We start from the raw sequence: 14,030 nt of genomic DNA on the forward strand, positions 1-14,030 counted from the left end.
TAGCCATGATATTCGGCCAGTTTATCTAGGTAACGGGTAATCCTGCCAGCAGGTAAACTAACCGCAATATCAATGCCTAACGCCTCACGATTAAAGTCATCTATCACATTGAAGGTTCTAAAACGCTGTTGATTGCGACTGCTGTCACTCATAAAATCCATTGACCAGCATTCACCTTGTTTATTGGGTGCTGATAGCCTTTCTGGGCTTCGTGGAGGAATGCGTTGTTTACGCTTTACCCTGAGATTAAGCTTTAATTCACAATACACCCGATACACACGTTTATGATTCCATTTATAGCCGAGCTTTCTGATGCGATTAAAACATTTAGGAAAGCCCCAGCGTAAATGCTTATCGGTAATAGCACTTAGTACCGACATAATCACTGAATCATCCGGTAATTTAGGTTGATAATAGTAAGCGCAGCGACTTAAGCTAACAATAGCGCAGCTCATGGCAATAGTAACAGAATGACTTTCTTGCAGTTGTACAGCCCAAGCTTTACGTGTTTGAGTAGGCACTATAGCTTTTTTATGATTTCCTCCTGAAGCTGAGATTTTAAACTGAGCTCAGCAAACATCTGCTTAAGCTTAAGGTTTTCAGCCTCTAGCTCCTTTAAACGTTTGATATCGGACGTTTCCATACCACCGTATTTATCACGCCATTTATAAAAAGTTGAATTGCCGATGCCATATTTACGGCAGAGTTCTTTGACGGGGATACCGGCTTCGGCTTCTTTTAAAATAGCTACGATTTGATGTTCAGTCATTTTTTTCATGCTTAAATCCTCAATGGGTTAATAAAGAGAATTTTCTACTTTTATGCTGTACTATTTTAGGGGATAGTTACAAAGAGATTGATCTAAATATTAGTTCTAATTGACCTAATGGAGATTGTGATCCTAATGATTCTAATTGCAAAAGAGAATTTAAAAAAAGAATTCCTGATCAGTCAGGTAAAGAATCTGCTAAGGATACTCCTGACTGGGCTAGAGAAAAACCACTATATAAAGGAGAAAATCCTGAAGAATATGCCTATCAATTGATTAGAAAAAGATATGGTAATAAAAAATTAAAAAAAGATGAAAAAGTTTCAGGATCAGAGTTTAGTCGGATTAAAAAAGCATGGAGAGGTTACAAATAGACTTAATCTTGAAAAGAGTTATATAATTCAGACATTAAAAGTATTATTATAGATATAAATCAATTTAATTTAATAAGGATATTTATAATGACAATATTATTTCAGGTATGTTATGTAACCTATTCTTATCATGGTAATAAGGATATAGCATTAGAATCTCCTGATTCAGAAGATTTTGATACTGAAATAGGTCAAATATTAGGGTTTTATAGTACTTATGAGAAAGCTTTGGAAAGGAAAAAATTTTTTTCAAAGAGTTATTATCTAAGTAATTTGAAAAGACTAGAAATTTATGATACTACTTTAGATTCGGATTGGTGGCGTGATGGATTTGTCACTATATAATCAGATTACAGAAATTTTAAATGGTGTTAAATATGACTGAAAACAAAGTATATACTTTATTTCATGTTAAGGAAACAAAACAGAATGGCATATCAGAATTCAAAATCGGCACTTTTTCCACTTTAGAAAGAGCACTTGAGGAAAAAAAGAAACGGGAAAATGTCTCAGGTTTTAAAGATTATCCTAAAGGTTTCAGAATAGAGGTGTTTATAATCGATAAAGATTTTTGTCAAGAAATCATTTATCTATAGGCAAAAGCTGATGTTGAAAAAGTTTAGCAGGTTGACCGACTGGATTGCTTAACTCTGGTAAAACCAGAACAGGAAACCTCGGAGCAGCGTGCCAAATCTTAAAGCTATGATGTCATTGATAACCGAACCGGCAGTGCCTGACAGGCAGGAAAATGGCAATATAATCAGCAGAATCAACTGATGAAATGGGGAGTAGGACAAGAACAGACCAGCCTGACCTATACTACTAATAGCCTGCTACCAATACGACCCGTTTGGCCGGCGTATCAGCAAAACTGTAAACGGCGAGACCACCTACTATATCTACAGCAGCGAAGGCCTGCTGGCCGAACTGGATCAGAATGGCAGAATGCGCGTAGCGTATGGCTGGAAGCCAGACAGCGACTGGGGTACCAGCCCCTTATGGCAGGCCAATCTGAGCGAAGGGCAGAACCTGAAAAATGCCAGCTATCACTACCTGATAAGTGACCATCTGGGCACCCCGCAATTGGCCATAAACAGCACTGGAGAACAGAGCTGGAAAATCAACAGCGATGCGTTTGGCAACAGTGAACTGGACGCAAACAACCAGATCACCATGAACCTGCGGTTTCCGGGACAGTACTACGATGCAGAGACCGGCCTGTCATATAACTGCTTCCGTGATTACGATGCGAAGACAGGGCGGTATATCCAGAGTGATCCGATAGGGTTGGAGGGAGGAATAAATACCTATGGTTATGTAGGAGGGAATCCACTATTGTATCTGGATATATATGGTTTATCGTATTGGGATTGAGTACTAAAAAATCTAATTCTGGGTCTGTGTTAATGAGTATACGGAAGATGAAGGTTATTAAGGTGTCTTAATCTAATTTTGTAATTATTCGTTTTTTTGAAAAATTGCTAAGAAAGTAAATCTCATCAATATGCTTTTTCTAAAAAGATAAAGATGAGATTTTATTAAATGAAAAATTAAAGGTAAATCTTAAATATAAATTAATAACTATTTATAGTAAATAGTTATTAATTTATAAGAATATTTTAAGAATTAGTTTTATATAATTTGATTAATTACAAAATATATAACTTAATGTAGCCAAGCAGATTGACTATATAGTAGTATTATATAAATAATAGTTTAGAAAAAATAATTTTTATTTTTTTGTCAAATTTAATGATTTATTTTTTTATAGATTGGAATGATTGATGTGTGAAAATTTAATAGGTCATTGTCACTGGGATATATTAGGATTGTGCACAGGAGAGAATGAATTCTTTAAATCTTTTATTATTGATGTAGAGGATGGCAATCAAAAAAACAATCTGTATATCACTATTGTAGTTTTTAGGTTGGATACTTTTGAGGCTTATTCATATTTTTATATTGAAGCCGTTAATAAGAATAAAAAGGACAAAGAAGAATGGTATATTAAAACACTAGAATATCTTAAACAGTTAGGTCGACCAGTTGACTGGCAAAAACCGCATCGCTACTGCATTGCTCGACATGCATTTATAATTTTAAGAAATGAAAAATTTAAAATAGATTTAGAGAAAAATAAACTAAATAGCAATGATATTTATCGTTATACGCTAATCTCCCAATTTAAAGAGGCTGCATTAATAAAAAAATTAAATAGGTTGTCTGATGAAGAAAAAATTCAATTATTTACTTTGAAAGATTGGGAAATAAAACTAAAAGATAAAGAATTAAGTAATTACAGTAGAAAAGATATTTTATTTAGTATTCATAGGCGAACATATTTGTATAAAAGATTATTGGATAAAGAAAAATTTAAACAATACTATATAGAATACAATAAAAAAATAGATCAGCTTTATGGTGAAAATTAGATATGACAATGATTTTGATAGGCAGTCTTTATACTATGTCATACTCTTTTTAGAGGATAGTTACATAATAATTTGGATTTTTGTTTAATAAGGATATTGAAAGTTGATTATATATAATGAATAATCTGTAGCAATAATTTTTTAAACAAAGATTATATTGTGCAACTGTCGTAGTTGCAGGTGATGCGATATGTTTAATAATGGAACCACGTGTTGCTATAATTGGAGGTATTGTCACAATCGTAGTGACTGTTGGTGTGCTTTAGTAAATATTCACATCAGGAATATCCGGCTATAATCAGCGTATGGTACGCTTAATAGATAAAAGGAGTTTATTGTGAAAATTTATAGTGAAAAAAAGTTAAGTAAGCTTGAAAGTACTGCTTCAGAGGCTGAGACTGAAAAAAAATATAAAAAATCATTTTCTATCAACTATATGCTAGCCAGAAATAAGGTGGCTTCTAGTATGTGGGAAATAGGTCGTATGTGTGGTAATTCTGAGTTTCTGCGTCAAGACCTAAATAAAGCATTAATCTGGGAAGTAAATGCGAATTTAAAAGATAATAGTTATTTATCCAATATTGCAGTAACTTATCGGCAGATGGGAAATTTACAAGCTTCGAAATATATTTTATACCAAGCGTTAAAAGAGGGAGAGGATGAGGCTGCGTTGGATTTGGCCAAATTGTACAATATAAGTAAAAAAGAACATAAAAGGGTAAGAGAATTACTTAATGTGGTTTTAAATAGTGAGAATGTTTCTGAGTATGCTTTAGAAGAGTCGCGCTATATTTTAAAAAATATTGATTTAAAGAGAAATATCGCTAAAACTTATGTACGATTAGGCAAGCCAATAAAATTAAATAATAAAATTTTTGAGAAACTGGTTGGTGCAGAAATAAATTTTAATTTAGAAAATTATAAAAAAGCCTGTAAGCAATTTAGAAAATTAGCTTATGAAAATAAAAGTTATACAGCAATGGATTATTTAGGAAAAATATACCAATATGGCTTAGGTATTGAGGCAAATTATAAAATTAGTATGTTTTGGTACAAAAAAGCAATTCGTTCAGGTGGTATTGATAGTTTAATAAATTTGGCTTTTTTATATAGGGATACTCAAAAAATAGATTTATATTTCGCTTATTTAAAGCAAGCACAAAAGCATGGTAGTGATAGGGCTACTTTGTTATTAGCAAAACTATATAATATTTCTGCAAAAGAAGATCGAAGGGTAAAAAAATTACTTAAGCAAGTTCTTAAAAGTAAAACATCAACTATAGATCTTATTTATGAAGCAAAAACATTATTGAAGCAATTACAAAAAAATAGTTAGAGTTATGCTGATAATGAGCAGCAGCAAGCAGTATTGCAGAATGAAACAATTTGCGGGATTGATGGTGGAATCGACCTGTTAGCCTTATTTATTCGAATAAAATAAAGAATAACAGCAATAATGCTATCGACAACCATACCGGCAGTGTCCAGCAAGTAGGAGAATGGCAGTACAACAACCTCACCAGCTAATCAAATGGGGATAAGGCAAACAGCAGACCAGCCTGAGCTATACTGCTAACGGTACTACAGCTACAATGCAGCTGAACGCCTGAGTAAAGTCAGTAATGATATCTGTAAACTGAATAGCTACGACCGGTGTATCAGCCAAATTGTAAACGGTGAGACCACTTACCATATTTATTTACGGCAACGAAGACCTGCCAGCCAGACTATAGAATGGTGGTGATGAAGCCTGTGTAGACAAAAGCTGTAAGAGCTGCACATGTAGAACAATATACACGTAAAGCTCTTGGATTTGCTAAAAATCTCAGGAGTGCAAAAATAGTTGAAAGTGTTGATTGTATAACTAAGAGCATTTATCGGTGGGGAAAACGGTAAATATATTGATATGATTTCTGATAAAGAATGATATCTTGTGGGTTAAGACTTGAATATAAGAGAAGGGAGTTGTGTGGTTTATCTTTTGAATGCCTGTATTAAGTCAGATAATGGCTAAGTTTCTGGTAGAAGGGAATAGTTTTGAATTAGGGAAAATTTTTTGGGTTGAGATAGATTGATTTTCAAAAGAAAATTATTCTTTAGTACTAATGAAATGGAGAAATGAATAAAAGGCTTTAGAAAACACAATTGGGAATTTTATTAAGTTATTAATTCAATTCATATTTAAAGAGTTGGACTTAGACGATATATAATGTTTGGAAGAAGAATTTTTCTAATATTGTGATTAAAATTAAACTATGATTTGATAAATAATATTCGGGATATGGTATGGTTGATAATTTAAAATTAAAAAGTCCAATAGAAGCGGTTGTTGCTCAATTTATTGTATGGATGCCAGTTTTACCTTTAGGTAGGATGAAAATTACAATTACAAAAGATACGGAGGGATTTGGAATAATAGATGTTGATAAATGCAAATATATTGGTACAACCGATTTATGTATTAAACGTAAATTTGATGGATACCCAGAATCTGCGGTAGGTAGGGGAAGTACGATTGAAGAAGCTTTAGAAGATACAATAAAATATTCCTGTGAAATGTTAAAATAAGATAATATTAATAGATTAACATCTAAACAAGTTGAATATGCAGAATGGTCAGATTTTTAATACGCTAATTCTGTTAAATTAAAACAAAATTTATTGATTAATGATTTCAAATTTTATGTGATTCTATTATTAATTTAAAGAGGTAATTATATATGTGGCGTAATATTAAAATTGAGAATGTTAGAATTGAGAGGTTAGCAGGCGATTATTTTGTCTGGATGATTGACATAGTGCCTTATGCAAAAATGAAAATTAGAGTATATGAAAATGCATCAGGTCAATTTAGAGGATTGACAGATTTGTGTGTTAAACGAAAACATAATGGAAAATTCGAGAATGCATCAGGTAAGGGCAGCACTATTGAAGAAGTCATAATAAATACGATTAAAAATTTTGAAACTATTTTGGAAGAAGAAAATATCAAGAGTCTGGAACCGCAGGATATAGATTATTTGAACTGGACTGATTTTTGATATTTAAAATTTAGAATATAACTGTGTGGCCGCAAATCCCATAGAATTTGCAAATTCATTGGGCTAAAAATAGCAAGACGAAGAGTATTTGAGACAGAAGGGGGGATTTTTAAATTATTAATAGAATGTGCTGATCAGTGTGCTAATCCATGTTGCGTGATTTTTACGAGGAAGTATTAGGTATTTAATATGAGGTGGAAATGTTGGTACTAAATAAATCAGTTTCACGTATAGAAAGTGATGTGAATGTTGAGATTATCTTTCTATGGTTATAATCGTTTTCAGGAATATTTATTTTTATATACTGGAGTAGTCAAAGAGGCTGGACTATTTGGAATGGTGTAAAACCAAAGCAATTTAGCATTAAGGAAGACGGCAGAATGTATTTAAAGCCGTTTATTTCTGAGTAGTCCAAGGTTTGGTTTGCATGGATTATTTAAATTGGTAATCGAAGTTTGTCATAGGTTGTTTTTGCAATTTATGTTTTTATGGAGATGAAATATGAAGAAGATAATGTATATTTTTTTTGAGAAACTAAAAATTTATACAATAAATTTTGTAATATTTTTTTTACTGATAAAGATTTTTTTATATTTAATTTCATATTACGATATGAGATATGCTGGTAAGGAAGATCTACACGGTGATTTTACTCTAGTCGTATTTGATGATGAGACTTTTTATCCATTAAGGTTAAGTAAACTTAAGGATATTCAAAAGGAAGACTTTTCTTTTATTTCTGAAAAGAAAGCTGATCGTAAGGAATGGCATACAGGTGAAGATACGCCGACAAGTTTTTCATATAGTATAAAGAAAATCGAAAATGGTAATCAAATTGAAACTGAATTTAAAGATCCAGAGAGAACTGTCTGGTCTACTTATCAAGTTGTGGATAATAATATAATACCTATAAAATCCAGACTATATGCTTTTGATTATATACTGCTGGCGATGGTACTGGCTTTTCTGACAACCTATGGATTAAATCACATCAGGAAGTATTTTAAGATTCAATTAAAAGTTAATTTATGAAATTTAGTCATCTGGGCTTAATTTGGTTAGTAATTTAATTAATCTTTTCTTCTTATAAATAGCAGAATTTGTCATTATCATTGTTTTCTGAGATTGTACTTTTCAAAGATGCAGATACGGGGCTATTATAATAAATAACTGCTTCTGTGATTATGATGTGTAGAAAGGATGATATATCTAAGGTGTTGGATAGGATTGAATGACGGGGTAGTTATATACTCTCGCTATGTTAGGCCAATATTTGATGGAGATATGGGCTAATTAAGGAAAATATATGGATTATGCTGCTGGTGAAAAAGTTGAATTAGGTGATGTAGTCACTTTTGCAGGGGGACTTGAAGGAATCATTATATGTTGTTTTGACACAAAAGAATATTTTCCTGATTTTGAGTACGAATCATTTACTGATGTATGTAAATCGGGAGTTATGATTAGAACATATGGTGGTGGGTTAGTCCATTATTCATATCCCGATTACGACTTAATTTTATTAAGCAAAGCTGATTCTAAGTCATAAGATTGGATAAGAATGATAGAATAAAGGTGATATATGGCTTGATTTTATTATTGGTTGGATTACCAGATGGTGATGAAATAAGAGCGGGAGATAAACTTAGTTTAGAAGGAGGGATGACCGGTATAGTATTATGTTCTTTTGATTCAAAAGATTATCTTCCTGAATTTAATTATGAATCATGGATAGATATATGTAAAACTGGAATAATAGTAGATACTGATGTTGCTGGTTTAATTCATTATTCTGAACCAAATCCTGAGTTTGAATTATTAGAAAGAAAAAGGTTTTAATAGATTAAATAAAAGTTGAAAATTTAGCGACAACACAGCCGAACGCCTGAGCAAAGTCAGTAACAACACCAGCGAACTGGCCAGCTACCAATACGACTCGTTTGGCCGGCGTATCAGCAAAACTGTAAACGGCGAGACCACCTACTATATCTACAGCAGCGCAGGCCTGCTGGCCGAACTGGATCAGAATGGCAGAATGCGCGTAGCGTATGGCTGGAAGCCAGATAGCGACTGGGGTACCAGCCTCTTATGACAGGCCAACCTGAGCGAAGGGCAGAACCTGAAAAATGCCAGCTATCACTACCTGATAAGCGACCATCTGGGCACCCCGCAACAGGCAATAAACAGCACTGGAGAACAGAGCTGGAAAATCAACAGCGATGCATTTGGCAACAGCGAACTGGACGCAAACAACCAGATCACCATGAACCTGCGGTTTCCGAGACAGTACTACGATGCAGAGACCGGACTGTCATATAACTACTTCCGTACTTACTATGCGGAGACTGGCGGTATATTCAGAGTGATCCGATAGGGCTGGCGGGAGGAATAAATACCTATGGTTATGTAGGAGGGAATCCACTGGTATATAGTGATCCGACTGGGGAGATTGCTCCAGCGCTTATTCTGGCACTAGTTGCAGGAGTGAGAATTGGAATAGCAGGGATACGATTCTGTTCCTCAAACTTTAGGCGTAGAGCAGCAGTAATAGGAGCATTGCCAGAAGGTTTATTTCCTTCAAAAATTAAAGAAAGTGAATTGAATAAAAATAATGCGTCATGTTCAGATAATGTATATTTGGCTGCACCAGTAAAAGTTTCTGATGCTGGAATTGAAGAAATGGTAGGTGAAAGACAAAGTGATGAAGTTGTAAATGGTAATAAAAGACCAGATCGATGCGATGCATTAAAGATGATGGTAAATGAAGGTATAATTTCCAAATTAGAGGCTAAATCCACTGACAAAGCATGGGGATGTAGAAATTCAAGAGCCTCTAAAGATAAAAAGCGAAAAAGACAGGAGTACTATAATGGCAATATCAGTATACAGTAAAAAGAAAGAGGACATTGAGTTCCAGTATTGGGAACGATGTCGAAATTTACCTGAAGAAAAATTAATAGCTTTACTTGGGCATAATAATTTCAAATTAAGCTTAGAGGCTGCAAAAGTATTGCAGTTGAAAGGAGGAAGTAAAGTCATCAAGCTTGCTCAAATGGATTGTTTTAGTAACAGCTATAAACGCAGAGTATTGGCAGCTTTTATTTTAGGGCAAATCAGTTTAAATTCTAATGAAGAAAAGGTATCTCTAGATATACTTTATAATTTAGCTTTGACTGATAAATCTGCAATGGTACGCTCTTACGCGGTGTCGTCTTTTGGTCATCGGTGCAATAGGACTAAAAAAAAATACTTAGACTCTTTATTAGCACTTGCTAAATATACAGTACTGGATAAATCCGTAAATGTAAGAGAGAGTACAGCTATTGCATTATCTATGTTTGATAATAAGGCATCAATACCATTATTGATTAAGCTTTTAAAAGATACTAATAGCGATGTAAAGGATTGGGCTGCATTTGCAGTAAATGCTAATGGGTATGATACACCAGAAATTCGAAATTGCTTTGTTTCATTATTGAATGAAAATAATTTTGAGGTACGATATGAAGCCATAATTGGACTGTCTAAAATGAAGGATAAGCGAGTTACTCAGGCGTTAATTAAAGAATTAAGTAAAGACATAGTTTATGATGAAATGGTGCAAGCAGCTGCATACTTAGGCGATGTTGCCTTATTACCTGTACTCTATGAAATAAAAAAGAAATGGGAACCTTTTGATGAATTAAATACTTCTATAAAAGTATTGGAGCATTTGAAATCGACATTATAGTTTTCTCATATAATATAAATTAATAATAAAAATTGATTATTATTAATTATTTCTATATGTACATCAAAAGCCATATTTTATTATACTCTTTAAGTAAAATATTAGAATATCCTTATATGTACAATATTAAACAAAAAGAAAATTATATAAATTTACTTTAGAATTTTTTCTGAATTAATATTTATTTAAATATTTTAGAAGGTATAAATAATTGCATTTAACTTGAATATAATCTATGGTTATACCATGTGACTTTGCCCAGTCGATGAATGTTTTTCCGGTAAATTCCGATCCGTTATCTATTCGTATTTTGAGTGAATAGCCATGATATCCGGCCAGTTTATCCAGATAACGAGTAACCCTACCTGCTGGTAAACTGACCGCAATATCAATGCTTAATGTTTCACGACTAAACACATCGATGACATTGAAAGTTCTAAACCTGCGTTGATTGCAACTGCTGTCACTCATAAAATTCATTGACCAACATTCACCTAGCTTATTCAGTACTGATAGTTTTTCTGGGCTTCGCGGAGGAATACGTTTTACGCTTTACCCTGAGATTAAGCTTTAACTGGCAGTATATGCGATAAACACGTTTATGATTCCGTTTATAGCCGAGCTTTCTGATATGATTAAAACACTTAGGAAAGCCTCAGCGTAAACGCTTATCCGTGATAGTACTTATTATCTACACAATCACCGAATCATCCGGTAACTTAGGCTGATAATAGTAAGTACAGCGGCTCAATCCAACAATAGCTTAGCTCATGGCAATAGTAACAAAATGATTTTCTTGCAGAAGCATAGCCCAAGCTTTACGTTTTTGAGTAGGCACTATAGCTTTTTTATGATTTCCTCCTGAAACTGAGATTTTAAGCTCAGCTCAGCAAACGTCTGCTTAAACTTATGATTTTCTGCTTCTTTTAAAATAGCTATGATCTGATGTTCAGTCATTTTTTCATGTTTAAATCCTCTGTGGGTTAATACAGAGAATTTTCTACTTTTATGCGTTACTATTTTAGGGGATAGTTACATTATCCATTTTCAAATATTTTTATACATATAATATCTCCTTTTTATTTAAATTTATAGATATTACTCTCTACAATATTTAATAATCTTAAATCCCAATCCAACTAATAACCACGGAATACAACCAAAATCAATTAAAAATCCCAGATAAGGGTATTGGTTATATGGATCAGGCAAATTTGATATGCCTATATACAATAATATTCCTCCAATAAACAGTCCATATGATGAGCTTTTATTTTTTAAAATATCATTGTTAATAAATATCAACCAGTTCATACATGAAACATACAGTCCAATTACAATGATAAAAGTATTTATCAAAACCATAATCTTAACATCCACAATTATCTAAATTAGATCTGATTTCTTAGTAAGCAGCACCAGCAGAAGCACTTTTGCCTACATCTAAAATCCACCTGAAGCACTTGGGTTATACATTTTGAATTAAAGGCAAATTCTTTCCAAGCTCCAAGCAAGAAAACAGATTTGGGAGGATATCTTAATACATTAGTTGAAACAATAAAAGGCAGACGCAGCAAGTGCATTGCAATCAAGTTATCCATTGTATATAACCAAAGGGATAGGCAATACTTTTCCACTTTTCCTATCCTCTTACGTTTACCGCCCACTGTTGGATTAGCAAGATAATCGGTTATCAAGTAGTTATAGTCTGTGTTTAGAATAGGATTATTGTCCAGACCGGCTGGCAACAATGGGCTGGTTCACCACACTGTATCCGGCAACCAGCCATATGCTACCTGCATTGTATCACGCTGATTCGGCACAGCTATCAGGTTTTCATCGCTGTATGGATAATAAGTTGTTTCGCCTAGATAGTCTTACAGGTATGGCTGCCAAACTCGTTCGAAGCAAAGTGCAGTAAAAAACTTTTAATCAATAGGAACACCTTATATACTAAATATATAAAAAAATCATATAAAACTAATTATCTTCATACCTTGAGTTATAAGGTTGTATGTAAAACTACAACTAAATAATTTATTGGCTCTAATAAATTGAGATATTTAAAATAAAGAGTTTTAGCAAATTTTAAATCTTAAATTAAACGTAATTAAAAAAACACCTCATTCAAAATTGAATTTTTACCTTTATTCAAATTTTTGATAAAGAAATCCATGACACTACAATCTATCCATAGTTCACCACTATAGTCTAAATTATGATTAAATTTATTTACATTAACATTAACTCTGAATTTTATAGATGGTAAACAATCATTAAACTCTAGTTCTTCAAATATCATATCTATCGGATAATTTAGTTTAATACTCATTTAAACTCTCACTTAATTTATCGTGCAGGAGTTACCATGTATGTTCACATATATGCAGTTTACTATAAAATAAAAAAGCCCAGTATTAAACTGGGCTTTTGGTTTACCTATACATTACCTATACATTCTAGGAAAATACTCGCTAATTTTATCATTATCGAATAATCTATCTTTTGTAAAATCAACTGTATCAGATACAGCAATTGCTGGCCGCAGTTCTTTTGGAAAATCTTCGATAGAAGCATAAATTGTAGGTATTAAATATCTGAAATAATCCCCCATTTTGGTTTCACCATCATATCCAACTACAAAATCATGACCTGGCTTGCAGCCTTCTACTGCGTAATATACAAACACGCCTTTTTGAGCAGGCAATCCCTCATCAGTAATGACATTTTCACGTTTAGACTCTTCAAATACTTCTTTCTCAATTTCTTTTCTATTTGTATATGCCTTATAAGTAAGACCTGAATATAAATCCAATATAGTTTCTCCATGCTTACTATATGAATACTGACTAAATTTATCTATACCTTCGGTAATGTGTTCCATAAAAGGGTCTAATAATAATATTGAATCATAATTTGATAATAGAGCCTTAGGTAAATCCCCCCAGCAGTTATTTACCATTATCGCAATTTTTCCAAATTTATCCATTGCAGGCCAGTCAAATATTGTTCCAAAGTCGGGCCGCCAATTTGCATTTAAATCTTTATAACTCATCTAAAATTTTCCTCCGGCCATGTTGCTTTACAGTTATTACAAGTATCAACTACAGCTCTTTCATTATACGTATTTTTTCCGTATACATGTCTTGGTCTCAATGCTTCTGTGAACTTAATTCTTTCTATAGGTACTCCTTTTTCGACTAATTTATTAGCAGCATCCACTTCTGCACACACAATGACCTATTTTATTATCACATAAATTAGTTTTTCTCCAATTTTTCCTCAACACAACCCTTGGTATAACTACCCCTAAAATAGTACAGCATAAAAGTAGAAAATTCTCTTTATTAACCCACAGAGGATTTAAACATGAGAAAATGACTGAACATCAAATCGTATCTATTTAAATAAAACTAAAGCCAGCTTTCCTGTTAAAGAGCTTTACCATAGATATAGCATGGGCAATTCAAATTTTTATCAATGGCGTGATAAATATGGTGATATGGAAACCTAAGATATCAACACTTAAAGGAACTTGAAGCTGAAAATCGTAAGCTTAAGAAGTATTAAATAATATAACACCGAGTGAATATAAAACCCTAAAACAAGCAGCGTAATTTTCTACCTGAATCTTGTACTAACTTTGGGGTATTTACCATCAGGATCAGGCGGATTTGGTGTTAC

18 protein-coding genes and 1 pseudogene are annotated in these 14,030 nt (G+C 33.0%); 15 read left to right on the forward strand and 4 right to left on the reverse strand.

The window, feature by feature from the left end:
- Both BHC51_RS07910 and BHC51_RS07915 read right to left on the reverse strand, forming a co-directional pair.
- Positions 1 to 521 (reverse strand): IS3 family transposase (locus BHC51_RS07910; RefSeq protein ID WP_143558812.1); only part of this gene is annotated, 521 nt, incomplete at its 3' end.
- Positions 521 to 778: a transposase gene (locus tag BHC51_RS07915; protein ID WP_100153752.1), complete on the reverse strand. Its 258-nt coding sequence runs from the start codon at positions 776 to 778 to the stop codon at positions 521 to 523. The genes BHC51_RS07915 and BHC51_RS07910, both read right to left, overlap by 1 nt.
- Before the next feature lie 452 nt (positions 779 to 1,230).
- On the opposite strand from BHC51_RS07915, the gene BHC51_RS07920 reads away from it, so the two are divergent.
- The 14 genes and pseudogenes from BHC51_RS07920 to BHC51_RS07985 all read left to right on the forward strand — a co-directional run bounded on the left by BHC51_RS07920 (position 1,231) and on the right by BHC51_RS07985 (position 10,346).
- A complete protein-coding gene (locus tag BHC51_RS07920) occupies positions 1,231 to 1,488 on the forward strand; it encodes a hypothetical protein (RefSeq protein ID WP_100123133.1) in 258 nt (85 codons plus the stop codon).
- A gap of 32 nt (positions 1,489 to 1,520) precedes the next feature.
- Entirely contained in the window at positions 1,521 to 1,739 is a 219-nt protein-coding gene (locus BHC51_RS07925; protein WP_143557436.1) for a serine kinase, read from the forward strand.
- A 349-nt stretch (positions 1,740 to 2,088) separates the two neighbouring features.
- Positions 2,089 to 2,517 carry an RHS repeat-associated core domain-containing protein gene (locus BHC51_RS07930; protein ID WP_100153753.1) on the forward strand — a complete coding sequence of 143 codons (429 nt, stop codon included), beginning with the start codon at positions 2,089 to 2,091 and terminating at the stop codon, positions 2,515 to 2,517.
- A gap of 410 nt (positions 2,518 to 2,927) precedes the next feature.
- Positions 2,928 to 3,575, forward strand: a complete 648-nt coding sequence (locus BHC51_RS07935) for a hypothetical protein (RefSeq protein WP_100123135.1) — start codon at positions 2,928 to 2,930, stop codon at positions 3,573 to 3,575.
- Between the two features lie 337 nt (positions 3,576 to 3,912).
- Positions 3,913 to 4,911: a tetratricopeptide repeat protein gene (locus tag BHC51_RS07940; RefSeq protein ID WP_100123136.1), complete on the forward strand. Its 999-nt coding sequence runs from the start codon at positions 3,913 to 3,915 to the stop codon at positions 4,909 to 4,911.
- Between the two features lie 950 nt (positions 4,912 to 5,861).
- Positions 5,862 to 6,143, forward strand: a complete 282-nt coding sequence (locus tag BHC51_RS07945) for a hypothetical protein (protein WP_100123137.1) — start codon at positions 5,862 to 5,864, stop codon at positions 6,141 to 6,143.
- A 152-nt stretch (positions 6,144 to 6,295) separates the two neighbouring features.
- Positions 6,296 to 6,616, forward strand: a complete 321-nt coding sequence (locus BHC51_RS07950) for a hypothetical protein (protein WP_100123138.1) — start codon at positions 6,296 to 6,298, stop codon at positions 6,614 to 6,616.
- A gap of 501 nt (positions 6,617 to 7,117) precedes the next feature.
- Positions 7,118 to 7,648, forward strand: a complete 531-nt coding sequence (locus tag BHC51_RS07955; protein ID WP_100123139.1) for a hypothetical protein — start codon at positions 7,118 to 7,120, stop codon at positions 7,646 to 7,648.
- Positions 7,649 to 7,922: 274 nt separating this feature from the next.
- Entirely contained in the window at positions 7,923 to 8,165 is a 243-nt protein-coding gene (locus tag BHC51_RS07960) for a hypothetical protein (RefSeq protein WP_100123140.1), read from the forward strand.
- Between the two features lie 2 nt (positions 8,166 to 8,167).
- On the forward strand, positions 8,168 to 8,455 hold the full coding sequence (locus BHC51_RS07965; protein ID WP_100123141.1) for a hypothetical protein: 288 nt from the start codon (positions 8,168 to 8,170) through the stop codon (positions 8,453 to 8,455).
- Positions 8,456 to 8,762: 307 nt separating this feature from the next.
- Complete coding sequence (locus BHC51_RS13330) at positions 8,763 to 8,990, forward strand: hypothetical protein (RefSeq protein ID WP_373885688.1); 228 nt, start codon at positions 8,763 to 8,765, stop codon at positions 8,988 to 8,990.
- Positions 8,972 to 9,049 (forward strand): annotated as a pseudogene (locus tag BHC51_RS13335) (hypothetical protein); the annotation flags it as partial. The gene BHC51_RS13330 and the pseudogene BHC51_RS13335, both read left to right, overlap by 19 nt.
- Positions 9,050 to 9,100: 51 nt before the next feature.
- A complete protein-coding gene (locus BHC51_RS07980; RefSeq protein WP_100153754.1) occupies positions 9,101 to 9,508 on the forward strand; it encodes a polymorphic toxin type 34 domain-containing protein in 408 nt (135 codons plus the stop codon).
- A complete protein-coding gene (locus tag BHC51_RS07985; RefSeq protein WP_100153755.1) occupies positions 9,486 to 10,346 on the forward strand; it encodes a HEAT repeat domain-containing protein in 861 nt (286 codons plus the stop codon). Before BHC51_RS07980 ends, BHC51_RS07985 begins: the two co-directional genes overlap by 23 nt.
- 174 nt (positions 10,347 to 10,520) lie before the next feature.
- Here BHC51_RS07985 and BHC51_RS07990 read toward each other — a convergent pair whose 3' ends face one another.
- The gene (locus tag BHC51_RS07990; RefSeq protein ID WP_306807438.1) at positions 10,521 to 10,886 is read right to left on the reverse strand and encodes a DDE-type integrase/transposase/recombinase; all 366 of its coding nucleotides are present in this window, start codon (positions 10,884 to 10,886) and stop codon (positions 10,521 to 10,523) included.
- A gap of 1,210 nt (positions 10,887 to 12,096) precedes the next feature.
- Between BHC51_RS07990 and BHC51_RS12780 the strand changes: the two genes are divergently transcribed.
- Positions 12,097 to 12,267: a hypothetical protein gene (locus tag BHC51_RS12780; protein WP_180296465.1), complete on the forward strand. Its 171-nt coding sequence runs from the start codon at positions 12,097 to 12,099 to the stop codon at positions 12,265 to 12,267.
- Positions 12,268 to 12,792: 525 nt separating this feature from the next.
- On the opposite strand, the gene BHC51_RS08000 is transcribed toward BHC51_RS12780, so the two are convergent.
- Positions 12,793 to 13,401: a hypothetical protein gene (locus tag BHC51_RS08000; protein ID WP_100123147.1), complete on the reverse strand. Its 609-nt coding sequence runs from the start codon at positions 13,399 to 13,401 to the stop codon at positions 12,793 to 12,795.
- Positions 13,402 to 14,030: the final 629 nt, after the last annotated feature.

The sequence above is a fragment of the Snodgrassella alvi genome, assembly GCF_002777745.1.
Lineage (GTDB): Bacteria > Pseudomonadota > Gammaproteobacteria > Burkholderiales > Neisseriaceae > Snodgrassella > Snodgrassella alvi_D.

Excerpts from the sequence above, each read along its gene's own strand:
- BHC51_RS07915 (WP_100153752.1), bottom strand. The coding sequence starts at position 778 with ATGAAAAAAATGACTGAACATCAAATCGTAGCTATTTTAAAAGAAGCC.
- BHC51_RS07920 (WP_100123133.1), top strand. The coding sequence starts at position 1,231 with ATGACAATATTATTTCAGGTATGTTATGTAACCTATTCTTATCATGGT.
- BHC51_RS07925 (WP_143557436.1), top strand. The coding sequence starts at position 1,521 with ATGACTGAAAACAAAGTATATACTTTATTTCATGTTAAGGAAACAAAA.
- BHC51_RS07930 (WP_100153753.1), top strand. The coding sequence starts at position 2,089 with ATGCGCGTAGCGTATGGCTGGAAGCCAGACAGCGACTGGGGTACCAGC.
- BHC51_RS07935 (WP_100123135.1), top strand. The coding sequence starts at position 2,928 with ATGTGTGAAAATTTAATAGGTCATTGTCACTGGGATATATTAGGATTG.
- BHC51_RS07945 (WP_100123137.1), top strand. The coding sequence starts at position 5,862 with ATGGTTGATAATTTAAAATTAAAAAGTCCAATAGAAGCGGTTGTTGCT.
- BHC51_RS07950 (WP_100123138.1), top strand. The coding sequence starts at position 6,296 with ATGTGGCGTAATATTAAAATTGAGAATGTTAGAATTGAGAGGTTAGCA.
- BHC51_RS07955 (WP_100123139.1), top strand. The coding sequence starts at position 7,118 with ATGAAGAAGATAATGTATATTTTTTTTGAGAAACTAAAAATTTATACA.
- BHC51_RS07960 (WP_100123140.1), top strand. The coding sequence starts at position 7,923 with ATGGATTATGCTGCTGGTGAAAAAGTTGAATTAGGTGATGTAGTCACT.
- BHC51_RS07985 (WP_100153755.1), top strand. The coding sequence starts at position 9,486 with ATGGCAATATCAGTATACAGTAAAAAGAAAGAGGACATTGAGTTCCAG.
- BHC51_RS12780 (WP_180296465.1), top strand. The coding sequence starts at position 12,097 with ATGGGCTGGTTCACCACACTGTATCCGGCAACCAGCCATATGCTACCT.
- BHC51_RS08000 (WP_100123147.1), bottom strand. The coding sequence starts at position 13,401 with ATGAGTTATAAAGATTTAAATGCAAATTGGCGGCCCGACTTTGGAACA.